Consider the following 17,779-nt stretch of genomic DNA (forward strand, 5'->3'; position numbering starts at 1 on the left):
AGTAGGGAGTCACGCCGGGAAAGTGGCTACGACTGCGGGCGACCCAGGCATAGAGGGCATCCGCTTGTAACGCAAGAAGAGAGGGCCCTGCCAGCGCAGGGCCCTCTCTTCTGGTATCTTAAAGCGTTTTTACTGTTGAGCTGCGGGAAGCTTGGAGACCTCCTCCAGGGAGCGGTCCAGGATCGCGTGTGCCTCGTCGAGATCGGACTCGGTGAGGATCAACGGGGGGACCATGCGTAGCGTTGAGCCGCCCAGAGCGTTGAGCAGCAGGCCGTGCTCTAGCGCTCGCTCCGCAATCGTGCCTGCCAGGTCATGTTTGACATTGACGGCGCGCATCAGGCCGATGCCGCGTGGGCTATCGATGATGTGCGGATATTTCGCGCTGAGGCCCTGGAACTTCTTATCCCAATAAGCTCCCATCTTCGTCGCGTTCTCAAGCAGGTTCTGCTCTTTGATGGTCTTGATGGTTGCGACACCTGCGGCACAGGCGATGGGGTTGCCGCCGAAGGTTGTCCCGTGATCGCCATAGGCGAAGACGTCGGTGCGGGGGCCGGTCAGCATCCCACCAATCGGAACACCACCTGCCAGGCCCTTAGCCATGGTAACGATATCCGGCTTGATATCATAGTGCTCCCAACTGAAGTATTTGCCGGTGCGGCCCGCGCCGGCCTGCACTTCATCGCAGATCAGGACCAGGTTCTGCTCGTCGCACCACTGACGCAGTCCCTGGAGAAACTCCTTGCTGGCGGGCCAGATGCCACCCTCGCCTTGAACGGCCTCAACCAGGATCGCGACCGTCTTGGCGCTGGTGGCCGCTTTGACCGCGTCCAGGTCGTTGAAAGGTACCTGCTTAAAACCATCGGGCAGGGGAGCCCAGGAGGCCTGATAGGCTGCCTGGCCGGTTGCGGCGGTGGTGGCCAGCGTGCGACCATGGAAGCTGCGCTCCATGCTGATGATCTCAAAGGCCCCATCGCGGTGGAGGCGGCCATACTTACGCGCCAACTTGATCGCGCCCTCGTTGGCCTCGGCTCCGCTGTTGGAGAAGAAGGAGCGCATGCCACCGCTCAGCTCGGCGAGCTGTTCGGCCAGTTCGATCTGGCGTACGTTGTAGTAGAGGTTAGAGACGTGAACGAGCTGCGTGACCTGCTCTTGTACGGCTTGAATGATAGCTGGATGGCAGTGTCCCAGGATGTTGACGGCGATACCGGCGACAAAATCAATGTACTCTTTCCCCTCGCTGTCCCAGACACGTGCGCCCTGGCCACGTACAAGCGTGATAGGGAGGCGCTTGAAGGTACCCTGATAATATTTCTGTTCGAGGGCGGCCCAATCTCGTTTCTGCAACTCCGTCGTTGTCATAGCTTTTCTCCTTATGACTTACTTATTATGCGAAAACCAACGCCGCTCACGCGGCTAGCGCTAGCGCGCTCAGGTTTTCGAGAGGCAGTTAGCGTGTGTACAAAGAATTTTCGTCAATATAGCCGTGGGTAAGGTCGCAGCCCCAGGCTGTGGCCTCGCCGTTGCCCAGGTGCAGGTCGATGGTAATCAGAACCTCGTCACCAGCCATAGCCGCATGCGCCTGGTCCTGATCGTAATCTATCGCCATGCCTTTAGCGGCGATCTGGGTCTCGCCAATAAAGATATCAAAGGCATTCTGGTCAAACTCGCAGCCGCTGGAGCCAGCCGCTGCCGCAATACGACCCCAGTTGGGATCGCCACCCGCCAGCGCGCACTGCCAGAGCGGTGACCTGGTCAGGGAGCGTGCCGCCAGGACCGCGTCAGCCTTGTCACGAGCGCCGCGTACGTAGATGGTTTGCAGCTTGGTCGCGCCCTCGCCATCGCGTGCCATCTCGCGTGCCAGGTAGCGTGTGATATAGCGTAACGCCTGGCGGAAAGTCTCCGCGTCGGGATGTTGTGCATTGAGTGGGGTATTGCCGGCCAGGCCATTGGCGAAGATCAAACACGTATCGTTGGTCGACATGTCACCATCCACCGAGACCATGTTATAGCTATCGTTGACCGCGTCTCGCAACTCCTGTTGCAGCCATGCGCGTTCTACTGCCACGTCGGTAGTCAGGTAGCTCAGCATAGTTGCCATATTGGGGCGAATCATGCCTGCTCCCTTGGTGACGCCACCCAGGCGAACGGCCTGGCCCTCGATCTCGAACTCAAGCGCGAGGCGCTTGGGGCGAGTATCGGTGGTCATGATCGCCTCGGCAAAGGCGTCGCCGTATTCGGGGCTCAACTCGATCTGTGGGATGCCTGCTTCAAGCTTCTTCATAGGCAATTGGCGTCCAATGATGCCTGTTGAGGAGCAGAAGATAAGTTCTGGGGCGAGTCCGAGTTTGGTCGCGGCAAGTTCAGTCATACGATAAGCATTGTGTAAGCCCTGCTCGCCCGTGGCGCAGTTGGCATTGCCGCTGTTGACGACAACTGCCTGCCCCTGGCCGTCTTGTAAGCGCTCCTGGCAGAGCAAGACGGGCGCTGCGCGCAGGTTGTGGGTCGTAAAGACACCAGCGACAGTGCAGGGAACATCTGAGACGAGGATCGCAAGGTCCTTAATGCCAGCGTCAGACTTGATACCACAAGCGGTCGTACCGGCGCGGAAGCCCTGGGGAGCAGTAACGCAGTGATCAATTTCATGAAATAGTTCTGCCACGAAAGCATCTCCTTCTACTGAAGAACATTGTTGACCTGAGATGGGTGCTGTTTGGGCTCCATGCCAGGCCTGAATTCAAGGCTGTCAGAAAAAAGGGGCATAGTTGTCCCTGGGAGGTGTCGACAGCAAGAAATGCGCGGAGGGCCAGTGTATGAATCCTGGCGTGCAGTCGTGGTCTGGGTAGAATGCGCCTGTGTGTTGTTTCCCACCGTGTGAAACTCCTTCAAATGTGGACTAACTTCCTGGAAGGAACTGAGAGCCAATGGCTTTCCTCTGTTGCCCCTTCCGTAAACAGTTGAAGGGACGAGAGTAAAAGGAAAGGCTCCTTTTCACACCCGTGGTGCCACCCTACTTGTCTTTCGCTTCGAAGCGGCAAAAAGCTACGATGGAGAAGCTTCCTGCCCTACGTCGTTGTAGCGAAGATGAAAGACCACTTTTTCTGGTTCTCTGCTGCGTGGTAACCAGCCACCCAACCTACTTATTCCCTATAACGGAGCCGCATTACCGGCATGATACAGGCAATTTTCTTCGGTCAGCCGCTCGCGAAGGCGTTCGAGAAGTGCATCTCCGTTCCGAACTTCCACTCTATTTCGGATCGCTGTTGGCCGCTACTTCTGTACTTTTTTCGTTCAGCACGGGACAGGCTTGTTGTCTTTATTGACGAACTACTAATTTATGATATCAGGCTGGGATATGTAATGTCAATGGAAAACGTGTATGTAGGGTTTCGTGTTTTGCAAATGTCAGCTTTCGCGCCTGTGGCTGGGGCGTAAGCCCCAGCCACCTACTATATGAGAGGTTTGTTAATATATGTCGGGTTGCTCTCCGTTGAGGGGGAGGCGAGGGGTGATGAGCGGCATCTCCAGGTGAGTGGAAGGTAGCTCCTCCGGTATGCCTGCGAGAATGGAGGGGGTATCATACTGGCCTTCGTTGATTGGCTGGTTGAAGAGTGACTCGAAGAGTGGCCCCTCCAGCGTCTCCTCCTTGATCAGGCGCTCACTAATCATGATAAGGCGTGTCTTGTTTTGTTGCAAGATGGTTTGAGCCCTGCCAAAGGCCTCGTGGATAATGCGATGAATCTCCTCATCGACCTCGCGTGCCGTTTGCTCGCTATAGTTGCGTTGCTCGCCAAAGTCGCGCCCGAGGAAGACAAGCTCGTCTTTATGTCCAAGCGCCATGGGGCCGATGCGATTACTCATGCCATACTCGGTGACCATGGAGCGGGCGATCTTAGTAACGCGCTCAATATCGTTGGAGGCCCCGGTTGTGACCGCGCCAAAGATAAGGAACTCGGCGACATGACCACCCAGAGCATAGGCCAGCATATCTTCAAACTGGGGTTTGCTCCAGAGATAGCGGTCCTCGGTGGGGAGGAGCATGGTGAAGCCGCCTGCCTGGCCGCGGGCCACAATCGAGACTTTATGTACCGGGTCGCAGTTGGGCAGCATACGCGCGACGAGGGCATGCCCAACCTCGTGATAGGCGGTGATTGCTTTCTCTCGTTCGCTAATAATACGGCTCTTGCGTGCTGGACCCGCTACGACGCGGTCGGTGGCCTCCTCTAGCTCGCTCATGCCAACGCGGTGCCTATTGCGGCGCGCAGCCAGGATCGCGGCCTCATTGAGGACATTGGCCAGGTCGGCGCCAGAGAAGCCGGGCGTCTGACGCGCGAGGGTCTCCAGAGAGATGTCGTTCTCCAGGGGCTTACCTTTGGCGTGAACCTGGAGGATCGCGATACGCCCGCGAATATCGGGGCGATCAAGCACGATCTGGCGGTCGAAGCGTCCAGGGCGCAGGAGCGCGGGATCAAGCACGTCGGGGCGATTGGTCGCGGCAATGACTATCACATTAGTATTATTATCAAAGCCGTCCATCTCGACCAGGATCTGGTTGAGCGTCTGCTCGCGCTCATCGTGAGAGCCACCCAGGCCCGCGCCACGCTGGCGACCAACGGCGTCAATCTCATCGACGAAAACAATGCAGGGGCTATTGCGTTTGGCCTGCTCAAAGAGGTCACGCACGCGACTGGCGCCGACGCCAACAAACATTTCTACAAATTCTGATCCACTAATACTGAAAAAGGGGACGCCCGCTTCTCCTGCGACGGCGCGAGAGATGAGCGTTTTGCCTGTACCTGGAGGCCCAACCAGTAAGAGTCCTTTGGGAATGCGTGCGCCAAGGGCGGCGAACTTCTCGGGATATTTGAGGAATTCTACGATTTCTTGAAGCTCTTGCTTGGCCTCCTCCACGCCTGCGACATCGGTAAAGGTGACCGAGGGCTTATTGCCCATAAACATCCTGGCTCGGCTTTTACCAAATGACATGGTCTGGTTATTGCTTCCCTGGGCCTGGCGAATGAGCACAAAAAATAGGACGGCGAGGATCAGGAAAGGGATCAGCCCTACCAGGCTCCCCAGCCAGTTCCAGACCTGGCTCGGCGTTTCATAGCGCAGGAGTAAAAGGCGATTGTTGACATAGTCAATGCCATTATCTTTGAGTACGCGAGTGGCATCGAAGCTCTCATTAATACTGGCCGTCTCCCTTGGTGCATCTGGTTGGGTGCCACGAATGAGCGTGAGGGTGTTGCTATCGACGCTCAGCGTATCCGTCTGATTTTTCGCGATGTCTTCTTTGACGTGTTGGAGTATCGTTGAGACATTAACCGTTTTGCTTCCGGTTTGTGGTCGAAGGATGATAAGGCCCAGGAGGAAAATCGCTATAATCGCCAGAAGCCAGAGAATACCCGTTCTGAGCCATCTCCTGTTACTTGGCATTCAGGCGCCTCTCTCTAGTATGTATCGGAAGATAAGCAATCAACGAACTACCTCTCTACTTCTATCGATAAGCAAATGATGTTACCGAATATATAATGATTGTCTCTTGTGTGCTTTATTATAACACACACGGTTATTGATCTCGTGCAGTACATCTTTTATAAAGGCTGTGACTGTGGGTAGTAGTTCTGGCTCGATATACTTTGCCGCCTCTTTTTTGCCTCGGATGGTCGCTACACGAACACCGCTGTGTCCCGCTAGCGCGCCAATATGGCGCATTTCGCGATCAGGTATTGCTGCTCCTTTCGTCGCAGGCCGTGGGCTGTGTACGATAGGGAGCGCCCGGTGTGAGGCTTATGTCCGGTGCCAGGCCGAGGCAAGCACCAGTCCAGTGACCGAGTGAGCGCCAGCGGCGAAGAGCGGACGCGCGCATGCATCCAGGGTTGCACCTGTCGTGCAAACATCATCAATGATAAGAATTTTACGGTTTGCGACGCCTGGGGTTGCAGCGGTAGAGACATAGAGAAATGCTCCCATCACATTCTGCTGGCGTGACCTGCCTGTAAGAGAGACCTGGGCCTGCGTTGGTCGCTGGCGAATAAGCTCTTCATTTACAGGAACGCCGGTCAACCGGGAGCAGACACGTGCCAGCAGGAGGGCCTGATTGAAGCCACGCAGACGCTGACGTGCCGGATGGAGTGGGACTGGAAGCAAGACATCGGCCTCTAGTTGAAAGCGTTGATACGTCTGGGCCAGTAAGGTGCCCAGGTGCTCGGCCAGGCGTGTCTCTCCATTATACTTTAGCGTTTTGATGCAGGCGCGCAGTGGACCAGCATAGGGGCCAAAGGCATAAATGTCATGCATATGTCCCCGGGGTGGATAGAGCAGGCAGGCGTTCGGCCCGCCTCGCTGTGTGCAGAGGGGGCAGGGAGGATGTGTTGGTAAGGCCTGGGCCTGAAGCCGGGCCTGGCAACGTGGGCAGTGAACGTGTCCAGGCTGCTGGCAGGAGGCGCAACGCGGAGGAAAGAGCAAATCCAGCCCCTCTTGCCCAAGCGTCTTCAACATCGCAAGCAGGGAAGAAGCATATGAAAAGGGTGCAGGCATCGTATTCCACCTCCAACATCCAATACCATCATCTTTTTTTAATCAAAATGTCTTTTGGGACTCTCTTTTATTACAGTACTATGTATTCGACGAAGAATGAGCTCAGTTTTCGCTGATCGCTATGGTAAAAGAGGAATGCTATCTATGCTCTAAGGAGGAATCACGTGAGGTACGCTGTGACGTATCGTCTCACTCATCCAGCTTACTTTCCTACGACCTCGATGGCGCAGATCGAGGCACATACGCATGCCGAATTAGAGCGTAAACTTGCCAAAATCGTTTCCAAGTGGAAAGGGCTGGGATATAAGATTCGTGTGATGGGCGTGCGGCAGGAAGTGAATTTAAATAAATAAGATGGTGCTGGCTGGTCGCCGCAGGCGACCAGCCAGCACCATCTTATTTATTTAAATTTCAGTTATCTGCTCTTCCGCCGTTTTGCGCATGGTGGGGAAGAGAATAACGTCGCGAATGGACTCCTGGTCTGCCATGAGCATGGCGAGGCGGTCAACGCCGATGCCGACACCGCCCGTGGGAGGCATGCCGATCTCAAGCGCCTCCAGGAAGTCTTCGTCCAGTACCTGGGCCTCCTCGTCGCCCTGGCTCTTCTGCTTCATTTGATCTTCAAAGCGCGCGCGCTGATCCAGGGGATCATTGAGCTCTGTGAAGGAGTTGCCAGTCTCCAGACCGCCGATGAATGGCTGGAAGCGCTCCACCAGACCGCTATGGGTGCGGTGGCGTTTGGTGAGCGGTGAGACATCCAGTGGATAGTCAATCAAGAAGATGGCCTGTTTTAGTTCTGGAATGCCCTTACGGAACATCTCGCCTTTCAGATCATCGATGAGGCGACCCCGGCCCAGTTTGGGATCCACGATATAGCCTTTTGCGTGCATCTCGGCGGCCAGGCTCTCGCGGTCGGGGAAGGCATTGACGTCGATGCCTGTGTATTTGTGGATGGCCTCTAGCAGGGGAATGCGTGGCCAGGGGGGCGTCAGGTTGATCTCGGTTCCCTGGTAGATGACGCGGGTTGTACCCTTTACCTCTTGCGCGATGTAGGCAATCATCTCCTCTACCAGTTTCATCATATCGTTGTAGTCCGCGTAGGCCTGGTAGCACTCCATCATGGTGAATTCGGGGTTATGGCTGCGATCAATACCCTCATTGCGGAAGTTGCGCCCGATCTCATAGACGCGCTCAAAGCCACCTACGATCAGGCGTTTGAGGTAGAGTTCAACTGCGATACGCAGGTAGAGGTCGCGGTCAAGCGTGTTGTGATGCGTGATAAATGGGCGAGCCGTGGCGCCACCATAGAGGGGCTGTAAGATTGGCGTCTCAAACTCCAGGTAGCCCTGGCTCTCCAGGAAGCGGCGCATGGCGCTGATTACCCGGCTACGGGTCTCGAAGACCGTTTTGACCTCCTCGCCATTGGCGATGAGATCGAGATAGCGTTTGCGCTGGCGAAGCTCTTTGTCTTCAAGCCCATGATATTTCTCTGGCAAAGGTCGCAAACCCTTGCCAATGACGCGCCAGCCTTTCACATGGAGGGTGCGCTCTCCGGTGCGCGTCACAAAGAGGAAGCCTCGTGCTTCGATAAAATCGCCCAGGTCAAGCAGTTTAAGAACGCGATAGCTCTCCTCACCCAGGTCGTTAATGCGGAAGTAGACCTGGATTGCGCCGGTGCCATCCTCAATCTTAGCGAAGGCGGCTTTTCCCATTTCGCGTAGGAGGCGCACGCGACCGACGAGGGCGAAATCTCCCTCGGGTCCAGCGTACTGGTCAAAGTGAGTGAGCACATTTTCAATGGTATGGGTACGCTCTACGCTATTGGGGTAGGGGTCGATGCCCTGCTCCCGTAAGGCGTTGAGGCGTTGGATGCGTATCTCCCTTTCTTCTGGCATGCTTTCTTCTTTCCCTTCAACATCTTCTGATCCGAAAACCCTGAGCGCGCGTGTCCCCGAATGGGGGAAGCGCTCGTCACGCCAGTGACGTCGGGTTTCGGAATAAGATCCATAGTATTCCAGTGTGTATCGGCGGCATGCTTGCTCCACACAGCCATTATAGCGCGCATAGGCGATCATCTGAGGATAAGGTCGATGTGTGAGAGCGAGGCATGGATAGCTCGAGGTGCTGACCTTCTTAGACGAAAACCAACCCCCATTTGGGAGCACGGCGGTGCCACTCACATGGCTAGCGCTTCCCCCATTCGGGATAAGCGCGCTCAGGTTTTCGAAAGGTAGTAAATCTCGTGTATTGTATCATTGTTTGTTGTTACTGAATAGTCAATACCCCATGCATAAATGCAGAGGCTTGCCCACATCCGTTAGGATTGGGCTTCAGGGCTGATTGACAGCAGCCCACTACCCCGGAAGGCAGTATAGCGGTTGCGGATGTTTACCGCCGCATTGACGTCAGCATGGTCCGTGTGACCACAGTGAGGACAGGTAAAGGCGTGACGCTTACGCACACCACGCAAACCACAATGAGAGCAATTCTTGCTCGTATAGGCAGGGTTGACCTTAGTGACACTCAGCCCACTTTCCTGGGCTTTGTTTTCCACGCAGGTGCGGATGAGATGTCGTTGCCAGAGGCTCATTCGACGTCTGAGTGCCTTGCCTCTGAGCTTGCCCTTTTCCGGTTTGGGCAGATGCAGGTCTTCAAAGACAAGCACTGCATTCTTAGGGGCAAAGGTCACTAGTTGCTTAGCTGTTTGTTGGGCAAAGGTGCGTGTGCGGTTGCGTTGTTTGCGACCAAGCCGTTTGAGAAGACGTCGGATGCTTCGTGTATCCTTCTTCTCTGCCTTACGGGTCGCATGTTTGCGCTGGAGACGCGCGCGGGTCTTGGCCGTACGACGATTCTTGACTTTGACGTCTTTCCCGCTCACGAAGAGTGTCTGACCATCAGGATCGACAGCAACGAGTGCATTTGTCTCATTGAGGTCAATGCCTACTGGGAGAATACCTTGAGGTTCTGGAACGTCAAGTGTGAGCGTCACACGTCCAATGAGCTTGCCATTGCGCTTGAGAACGGTGAGGCTATCAATCTCAACGGCTTTCTCAAAGATGGTCTTGAAATCTTGAGGGATGGTGTAAGTGAGATGTTTTCGTCCTGCGATGGTCCAGATAGAGAGGGAGCCATCCTTGCGAAAATCAGCATCACGCCCGCGCTTCCCAACCAAGAACAAAGCGCGTGCTTTCTTGAAGAGGAAAGGGCGTTGTGCAGGTTTCTTGTTGGCTTTGGCACTGGCATAAGCAGCGGAGACAAGGCGAATAGCGGAGATCGTCATTTGTGCAGAAAGCGAACCTTTGGCGTTGTGATAGCAAGCTCGTTGCAAGGCAAGAGCCCCAAGAGGCTTCCCACCATTGAAACACGGTTCAGAGAGGAAATGTTGTACCTCTCGAAACACGTCAATGGTGCGCTCAAGGTCGCTATCAGGCTCTATAACAATGGTGATAGTTCGTTGTATCTGCATACCTACATTTTACCACTAACCTGTAGTATTGTCAATTCTATGTGTGGTATATGTGGCAATTCCTCCCTCCTGCTAAAGCCGAGGGCACCCTTGCCACAGTCATAGTGGAAGCAGAAAAAAATCCCTTGAGGACTCGTATAGAAATGTTGCACGAGCCATCAAGGGATGAGCAATTTTTTTTAGGGGATAACCAGGGGCTAATCTGGGTTTATCATTGTATGATGGTTGGGGTGGAGCGTGAAGCTTTATTCAATGCGCGAAATTGTGTACTCTTTGACCCCGCCTGGCGTTGAGACAATGACATGATCGCCGGCCTTGTGCCCGAGCAATGCTCTTCCGACGGGCGACTCGTTAGAAATACGCCCGGCACTGGGACTGGCTTCAAAGGCGCCGACGATGGTATAGCAGTAATCGCGTCCTTCACTCGATCTCAGATGGACGATTGAGCCGAGGGAGACTTCATCGGTGCGTGCATTGTTGATGAGCTTGGCCCTGGTGACCAGGTGTTCTAGCTCCAGGATGCGTGATTCCAGCAGCGCCTGCTCTTTTTTGGCATCATCATAAGCCGCGTTGTCGATGACATCGCCAGATTCCTTGGCATCGTGAAGGTACTGTGCAACCTTTGCACGGCCCTCGGTGCGCAAATTTTCCAACTGGCTCAAAGCACGCTGTAGACCATCATTTGTGAGGAATACGTCCTGTGTCTCCATCTTTTTTTCCCCTCATGTCTACGGTTAAGGAACTCCCTTAACCAGGTATCAGCACTCATCTGGAAGTGTATATCCTACATCTCCCCAGCTAATGCTGACCAGTTCACCCGAATGACTGCGAAGCAACAGAGCTCCCCGTCATCCACGTCCTCAGCAACGCCGCTGAGGGTACGATCTCCCTGGCGTACCGTTATGGTACGTCCCAGGGTTGACAACTGGCTACGCCAGGTCTCGCGTAGCAGTTGAGCCATAGACAGTTGAGAGCCCACGGTATCTCTCTCCTCTTGAAGGGGGAGATAGTAGCGCTCAATAGCGTGAAGCATGGCCGCAATGAGCCGTTCTCGGCTCACCGGGTAACCACATGCCTCTTCCAATGTGGTAGCTCGCGCAACTGTCTTGCCTGCTGGCTGCTCGCTCTCCTGAGCGTTTTGAACGGAGCTTGCGCTCTGTTCACGATGGACATCTATCAGGTGTGCAATGGGATCGATGTGACCCTTCACATTGACACCTATCCCGATGACGGCAACCAGGTGACCAGATTGATCATGGCTGGTCTCGATGAGAATGCCAGCAACTTTTTGGTCGCCAATCAGAACATCGTTTGGCCATTTGATGGTAGCTTGTATGTTGCAGGTAGCCTGAATCGCTTCAACCAGCGCCAGGGGGGCCAGCATCATGAGCAAGTAGGGTGGAAAGTGCGGGCGGAGGATGGTAGAGGAGAGAATGTTACATCCCTCGACATCTACCCAGCTACGACCGAGGCGACCTCTGCCAGCAGTTTGTTGTTCCGTGAGAACTACTGTGCCTTCTGCTATCCCTTCACGGGCAAATTGCATTGCCCTTGTATTGGTTGAATCAATAACGGGTATATAGATTACGTGATCGCCTTTGCCGAAGTTGTGAGTCTCTAACAGCCCTTGCAGTGCCTCGAGATTGAGGCGATCAAAAACGGCGTGTGCTTGTTGTCTCTCCAAAGTTTCCGCGTCCGCTTCTCTCTATCTACTTATCTACCTTTGTGTTGACATAACCTTGTGGGTTATTCGACAAGCCCGCTTCTATCGACTGAGCTGTTCCATGTCTCTTGACGAGACGGGCTGGGGTAACAACTATAGAGTGTCATCCTACAATGCGAGGGTCTGAGATCCCCCTGCCTTCAAATGAAGGTAAACCAGGCGCGACACGAAGGTGCCTCTGCGCTAGCAGGAGATGGGGCAGGTAGGTAGAAATGTCGTTTATTCCTGCCAGCGGTTGCTCACAACCCATTTTTCATATACGCTCGAAAAAAAGAGGAATGCCCATGGGCGATGCCTCTTTCCCTGGGAGGGTGTGTGGACCGTGAACGGTCATATAGCCAGTCGATTTGCTAGTGAATTACACCCACCACCTCTCGATGGAAAGTATTGTACCAGAGGATTTTAAGCGCTGTCAAGATTTTTCTGAAAACTCACTCATAACGAGGATGAGCTTGATTGGCTGAGTCGGCATGAGAAGTATGTTTAGTTGCGGCATCCTGATGTGAATTTTTCGTGAATTCAACCGGGCTTTTCTTTACAAGATTTTAACTTAAGCGGATGAGTATAGTAGGTGCCGTGGTATGCTGAGAAGGAATGGCACCGCGGCATCGAGAAAGGATGAGTTATGACCATTGAGCGTACTACGCATCCATATATTATACGCAATACCGCCATTTATGCCGGCGAGCCAATAATTGAGGGAACACGTACAACCGTTCGCCATGTCATTCTGCTGTTTCAAAGTGGACAGGATCCAGAGGAGATCGCTGATAGTCAGCATTTGAGCCTGGCCCAGGTCTATGACGCCATTAGTTATTTTTATGATCACGAAGAAGAGATTCGGCACTACATTTCACATGGCGAATAGTGGACAGATGAAGGGCCGTGGCAGCCTGTACCCGTTCACATATTTGCGCGCGTCACTTCTATGTTATACACTATACTCTGTATAGTAGCGTGAAAATGGTAGGGGGCCTGTTACAAGGGGAGGGATAACGCTACATCGCTCGATCTTCCACATCGTTTACTTATCCATGTTCATTGTCTGCGTCAGGCACATCTCTCAAAGAGAGTAGCTTATAGCCTCTGGATATCAACAGGGCTGTATGCGTTGTGTGCCTGTATGGGAAGGCAAAGGGGCCTGTCGAAGACGCCGATTGTCTGCTGGTTCAGATCTGTCTGTCTCCGTTTCTTGCGACATCACGGTGTTAACTAGTAGCACATATCCCCGAACTACAGGTAATGCCTATCCGGAAACCTGAACGCGAAGCGTTAGTCGCGAGAGCGATGTTGGTTTCCGAATAAGAGGGTAGTTAGACGAGTTGCAAAAGGAGGACTTGCGGATGAAACAACAGCAATATGTAGATCTGCTGGTTGATGCCCTCCTGGATGAGGGTTTTACATTGGATGAATCATTAAAGTTGATTCAATTGCAGGAAAAGTACGAAGAACAGATACTAATTGAAGAAACAAATTATCACCGTTTTGTACGCTGGTTAGTGGAACACGGGCGTTTGAGTGATTGGTAACAACTTGCGACGAGTTTTAAGCATGTTGTACAATAAAAAGAGCGGAGCAGATGGGACGGCGTGGCTATGCTACGCCGTCCTTCCTTCATAATTTCTTCTTTAAATTGAATAACGTTACACTTTTTTTGTTGGTCTGTGAAGGCAACCGGGAGAGTTGCCTTTGGCAAGGGAGGCCTCTATGAAAGCGGTTGTAATGGCCGGGGGAGAAGGATCGAGGCTGCGACCATTGACGATTCAACGTCCCAAGCCTATGGTACCGATTGCTGGAAAACCAGTAATGGAGCATATTCTGAATTTGTTGAAGCGTCATGGTATTACCGAGGTCGTTGTTACGGTTCAGTATCTGGCGAGCAATATAGAAGACTACTTTGGAAACGGTTCTCAGTTCGGTATGCGCATCACCTATTCGCGTGAGAATGAGCCGCTGGGAACCGCTGGTAGTGTGAAGAACGCCGAGGACCAGTTAACAGAGCCGTTTCTGGTGATCAGTGGCGATGCTTTGACTGATTACGACCTGACGGAAGTCATTAAGTACCACAACGAGAAAAAGTCTCTGGCAACGCTCCTGCTTGCGCATGTGCACAATCCCCTTGAATACGGCGTCATCATTACCAATGAGGACGGGCACATTACCCAGTTTCTGGAGAAGCCAAGTTGGGGCGAGGTCTTTAGCGATACAATCAATACGGGCATCTATGTGCTCGACCCCAAGATCTTCACCTACTTCGAGAAGAATAAGCAGTTTGACTTTAGCCAGGAACTCTTCCCCATGATGCTCAAGCAGGGTGATCCCATTTATGGGTACGTCGCTCCCAAGGGTTACTGGTGCGATGTCGGTAACCTGAGCGAATATATGCGCGCGAACGCGGAAGCCTTGCAGGGCCTGGTTGACATCGATATTCCCGCGAAAAATATTGGCGGCAATATCTGGTGTGAGGAGGGGGTCGAGATCGCTTCCGATGCCCAGCTCTATGGACCAATCTACCTGGCGCATGAGTGTAAGGTGAAGCCAGGGGCTATTATTCATGGCCCAAGCACAATTGGGCATTATTCCATCATTGATGAGCGCGCCCAGGTGGATCGCAGCATCGTCTGGAACAATTCCTACATTGGTGAACGCTCTGAACTGCGTGGCGCCATTGTTGGTTCCTCGACCAGCGTCAAAGGGAAGGCTGTCATGTTTGAGGGGTCGGTCATCGGCGACAACTCAAGCATTCAGGAAGGCGCGATTATTCAGCCAAATGTGAAGATCTGGCCGGATAAAGAGATTGAGGCCGGGGCGGTAATCAATACCAGCATTATCTGGGGATCACAGGGGCGCCGCAGCCTCTTTAGCCGCCATGGTGTGACCGGGTTGGTCAATATCGATATCACGCCCGAGTTCGCGACTCGCCTTGGCGCGGCCTATGGCGCGATCCTGCCTCGCGGTTCAGTCGTTGGCCTCAACCGGGACGATCACCGTACTTCGCGTATGATCAAGCGCGGCATCAATGCGGGCCTTCCCTCAGCGGGCGTTGATGTCAATGACATCAACCAGGTTCCTCTGCCAGTGGCGCGCTACTTTATTCGCAACACCGACGCGGTCGGAGGTGTTCATGTTCGGGTCTCACCCTATGATCCACGCGCGGTAGATATCAAGCTTTTCGATCAAAATGGCCTCGATATCAACAAGACGACCGAGCGCAAGATTGAGAATCTCTTCTTCCGCGAGGACTATCGCCGTGTCTACCTGGACGAAATCGGCGCTATTGAGGTTCTCAGCAATGCCGAGGTCACTGGTCGTTACCTTGAGGGCTTTAACAGTATTGTGGATTACGAGGCTGTGCGCAAGCGCAAATTCCAGCTTGTGGTGGATTACGCGCATAGTAGCACTATACAGCTCTTGCCCCAGATTTTCGATAAACTGGGCTGTGAAGTAATCGTGCTCAACACCACCGCCGATGATTTGAGCACCGGTCCCGTGGATGAGGAGGGACGTAGTATGCAGCGCCTGGCTGCTGTGACCTCGGCCCTGAACACGGACATGGGCATTCGTATTGACGCGGGTGGTGAGCGTATCTCGCTCGTCGATGATCGCGGTCGTGTGCTGGATGGGATGAAGATGCTGGCGGTAATGGCCAGTCTCTACCTGCGCGCCCATCGTGGTGGAACGGTTGCCGTACCTGTGACGGCACCCAGCGCCTTGCAGCATATCGCCAAGCGTTATGATGGTTACATTCAGCACACCAAGGTGCTCTCACACGCTTTGATGACGGCGGCCAGCCGTGAGGGTGTAGTGATGGTTGGTGATGGCCGGGGCGGATTTGTCTTCCCTGCGCTTCAGCCTGCCTTTGATGGCATGCTGGCGATTGCCAAGCTGCTCGAATTGCTCTCTACCTTTGATATGCGCCTCTCCGAGGTCGTAGATGATCTGCCGTCGTACTACATGAGCACGACGCACGTCACCTGTCCCTGGGAGCATAAGGGTAAGGTCATGCGCATCTTGAGCGAGCAGTATCGTGAGCGCCGCGCCAAGCCCATTGATGGCATTAAGATCGACCTGGGAAGCGAATGGGTCCTGGTCCTGCCGGACGCGGATAACCCCCTCTTCCATGTTGTTGCCGAGTCAGTCTCATCTGAGCAGGCTCAGGCCCTGGCGGAGAAGTACGCACGGGTCGTCACTGGCCTTCAGCAGTAGCCATGCATGTTTTGACAGAGGTCATCATGAGGGGCTGTTCTCCCGTTTCAGAGGAGAATGGCCTTCTCTTTTTGTGCAAGGAGTTTCGCAGGCAATGGCAAAGGGAGTTCGTACCCAGGCGATGCGTGCCCTGGACGCAAAAAAAGTCGCTTACACTGTACACACCTTCGATGATTGCATTCGAGATGCCCAGCAGGTGGCGCAGACGCTGGGCTTGCCGCCTGAGCAAGTGTTTAAGACGCTGGTATTGCTGCGCGAAGACGACTTACAGGGGCGCCCATTCCTGCTCATGGTTCCAGCCAATTGCGAGGTTGACCTACGCCTGGTGGCACGAGAACTAGACATAAAAGGGGTGCGCATGGCCAGCCATATGCAGGCCGAGAAACTGACGGGTCTGAAGGTTGGGGGTATCTCGGCCCTGGCTCTCCTGCAAAAGCCGTTTTCGGTCTATCTTGATCGTAGTGCACAGGCGTTTGAGGAAATTCTTGTCAGTGGTGGGCAGCGCGGAGTTGATCTACAATTGCGCGTCGCAGACCTGCTACAGGTCACAGGTGCACAATGGCTCCATGCTACCCAGTCGCCTGCGTAAATGGCACGAAACGCAATGGGTCATAGACCATTGCGTTTCGTGCCATTTACTCATTCATTCTAGTATGCGCCGGTGCGCGAGCCTGTGGTGCCAGTGTAGGCCAGTGTCTTGCCACGCACAAGTCGCCCGACCGCTTGAATGGTCTTGTCGATATCCTGCTCGGTAATGCCCAGGTGCGTGACGGCGCGTACCAGCATGGGGCCCATAGCGCTAAAGCGAATGCCCGCCTCCTGTTTGACCAGTGCTACAAACTGGGCCGCGTCAAGCCCTGTCTCAGTCACATCGAAGAGCACAATATTGGTCTCGACCTCTTCGGGATTTAAGAAGAGCCTGGGTAGTTTCGCCAGGCCATGCGCCAGACGCTGGGCGTTCTGGTGATCCTCTGCCAGGCGCTCGACATGGTGTTCTAGAGCATAGACACCCGCGGCCGCGATGATTCCCGCCTGACGCATAGCTCCTCCAAAGAGTTGCTTATAGCGCCATGCCTCGTTGATGAACTCGCGGGAGCCAGCCAGCACACCGCCTACAGGGGCACCCAGTCCCTTGCTCAGGTCGATCCAGAGACTGTCAAATGAGCGTGCGTATTCATGGGCGGGAATGCCAGTGGCCACGACCGCGTTGAGCAGGCGGGCGCCATCCATATGCGTTGCCAACCCATGCTGGTGTGCGCTCTCGCAGACCTCGCGGATGGTTTCGAGCTGCCAACAATGGCCGCCGCCAAGGTTCGCCGTCTGCTCGACGGAGATGAGGCGGCTGCGTGGATTATAGCGATCTTGTTTGCGCAGCCCCTCCTCCAGTTGTTGCGCGCTAAAGACACCGCGCTCACCCTCCAGGGGGCGAACAAGAATGCCTTTCAGAGGGGTGGGGCCGCCACCCTCAAAGTGCAGGGGATGAGCGGTCTTATCCATCAGGATCTCATCGCCAGGCTGGCAGTGAACGGCATATGCCGCCTGGTTGCACATGGTACCGGAGGGGAGGTAGAGGGCTGCCTCCTTGCCCAGAAGCTGCGCGACCATGCCCTGCAAGCGATGAACCGTGGGATCTTCTCCCAATTGCTCATCGCCTACCTCGGCCTCGCACATATAGCGACGCATCTCAGGCGTGGGTTTAGTCACGGTGTCACTGTAAAGGTCTATAGTAATAGGCGTGTCCATGAGGTTATGTGTGGCTCCTAAATAGCTTATATATCTGTTTGTCTAACAGAATTTTATCGTATCTATATTTTTTGCTTTCTATTTTAAATATATATCACACTGGT

14 protein-coding genes are annotated in these 17,779 nt (G+C 54.2%); 5 read left to right on the plus strand and 9 right to left on the minus strand.

Features of this window, described 5'->3' with window-relative positions:
* Window positions 1-129 precede the first annotated feature (129 nt).
* The 4 genes from JMJ04_RS16165 to JMJ04_RS16180 form a co-directional block, all read right to left on the minus strand.
* Window positions 130-1,359, minus strand: coding sequence for an aspartate aminotransferase family protein (locus tag JMJ04_RS16165; protein WP_201371489.1), 1,230 nt, complete (start codon window positions 1,357-1,359; stop codon window positions 130-132).
* A gap of 88 nt (window positions 1,360-1,447) precedes the next feature.
* On the minus strand, window positions 1,448-2,659 hold the full coding sequence (gene argJ, locus JMJ04_RS16170) for a bifunctional glutamate N-acetyltransferase/amino-acid acetyltransferase ArgJ (RefSeq protein ID WP_201371490.1): 1,212 nt from the start codon (window positions 2,657-2,659) through the stop codon (window positions 1,448-1,450).
* A gap of 803 nt (window positions 2,660-3,462) precedes the next feature.
* Window positions 3,463-5,433 (minus strand): ATP-dependent zinc metalloprotease FtsH, encoded by a 1,971-nt coding sequence (gene ftsH, locus JMJ04_RS16175; RefSeq protein WP_201371491.1) that lies wholly within the window; start codon window positions 5,431-5,433, stop codon window positions 3,463-3,465.
* Between the two features lie 354 nt (window positions 5,434-5,787).
* Complete coding sequence (locus JMJ04_RS16180; protein ID WP_201371492.1) at window positions 5,788-6,537, minus strand: ComF family protein; 750 nt, start codon at window positions 6,535-6,537, stop codon at window positions 5,788-5,790.
* Between the two features lie 164 nt (window positions 6,538-6,701).
* Here JMJ04_RS16180 and JMJ04_RS16185 point away from each other — a divergent pair, with 164 nt between their 5' ends.
* Window positions 6,702-6,890, plus strand: coding sequence for a hypothetical protein (locus JMJ04_RS16185; protein WP_201371493.1), 189 nt, complete (start codon window positions 6,702-6,704; stop codon window positions 6,888-6,890).
* Window positions 6,891-6,941: 51 nt separating this feature from the next.
* Here JMJ04_RS16185 and lysS read toward each other — a convergent pair whose 3' ends face one another.
* The 4 genes from lysS to JMJ04_RS16205 all read right to left on the minus strand — a co-directional run bounded on the left by lysS (window position 6,942) and on the right by JMJ04_RS16205 (window position 11,687).
* A complete protein-coding gene (gene lysS, locus JMJ04_RS16190; RefSeq protein ID WP_201371494.1) occupies window positions 6,942-8,432 on the minus strand; it encodes a lysine--tRNA ligase in 1,491 nt (496 codons plus the stop codon).
* A 422-nt stretch (window positions 8,433-8,854) separates the two neighbouring features.
* Window positions 8,855-10,003: an RNA-guided endonuclease InsQ/TnpB family protein gene (locus JMJ04_RS16195; RefSeq protein WP_201371495.1), complete on the minus strand. Its 1,149-nt coding sequence runs from the start codon at window positions 10,001-10,003 to the stop codon at window positions 8,855-8,857.
* 245 nt (window positions 10,004-10,248) lie between these two features.
* Window positions 10,249-10,713 carry a GreA/GreB family elongation factor gene (locus JMJ04_RS16200; protein WP_201371496.1) on the minus strand — a complete coding sequence of 155 codons (465 nt, stop codon included), beginning with the start codon at window positions 10,711-10,713 and terminating at the stop codon, window positions 10,249-10,251.
* Window positions 10,714-10,787: 74 nt separating this feature from the next.
* Window positions 10,788-11,687, minus strand: a complete 900-nt coding sequence (locus JMJ04_RS16205) for a biotin--[acetyl-CoA-carboxylase] ligase (protein ID WP_201371497.1) — start codon at window positions 11,685-11,687, stop codon at window positions 10,788-10,790.
* A 664-nt stretch (window positions 11,688-12,351) separates the two neighbouring features.
* On the opposite strand from JMJ04_RS16205, the gene JMJ04_RS16210 reads away from it, so the two are divergent.
* The 4 genes from JMJ04_RS16210 to JMJ04_RS16225 all read left to right on the plus strand — a co-directional run bounded on the left by JMJ04_RS16210 (window position 12,352) and on the right by JMJ04_RS16225 (window position 16,521).
* Window positions 12,352-12,594 (plus strand): DUF433 domain-containing protein, encoded by a 243-nt coding sequence (locus tag JMJ04_RS16210; protein WP_007906169.1) that lies wholly within the window; start codon window positions 12,352-12,354, stop codon window positions 12,592-12,594.
* Between the two features lie 475 nt (window positions 12,595-13,069).
* Complete coding sequence (locus JMJ04_RS16215; RefSeq protein WP_201371498.1) at window positions 13,070-13,255, plus strand: hypothetical protein; 186 nt, start codon at window positions 13,070-13,072, stop codon at window positions 13,253-13,255.
* A 178-nt stretch (window positions 13,256-13,433) separates the two neighbouring features.
* Entirely contained in the window at window positions 13,434-15,932 is a 2,499-nt protein-coding gene (locus JMJ04_RS16220; protein WP_201371499.1) for a mannose-1-phosphate guanyltransferase, read from the plus strand.
* A 94-nt stretch (window positions 15,933-16,026) separates the two neighbouring features.
* Window positions 16,027-16,521 carry an aminoacyl-tRNA deacylase gene (locus JMJ04_RS16225; RefSeq protein WP_201371500.1) on the plus strand — a complete coding sequence of 165 codons (495 nt, stop codon included), beginning with the start codon at window positions 16,027-16,029 and terminating at the stop codon, window positions 16,519-16,521.
* A gap of 59 nt (window positions 16,522-16,580) precedes the next feature.
* Here JMJ04_RS16225 and JMJ04_RS16230 read toward each other — a convergent pair whose 3' ends face one another.
* Window positions 16,581-17,675 carry a threonine aldolase family protein gene (locus tag JMJ04_RS16230; RefSeq protein ID WP_201371501.1) on the minus strand — a complete coding sequence of 365 codons (1,095 nt, stop codon included), beginning with the start codon at window positions 17,673-17,675 and terminating at the stop codon, window positions 16,581-16,583.
* Window positions 17,676-17,779 lie beyond the last annotated feature (104 nt).

The organism is Ktedonobacter robiniae (genome assembly GCF_016587375.1).
GTDB lineage: Bacteria > Chloroflexota > Ktedonobacteria > Ktedonobacterales > Ktedonobacteraceae > Ktedonobacter > Ktedonobacter robiniae.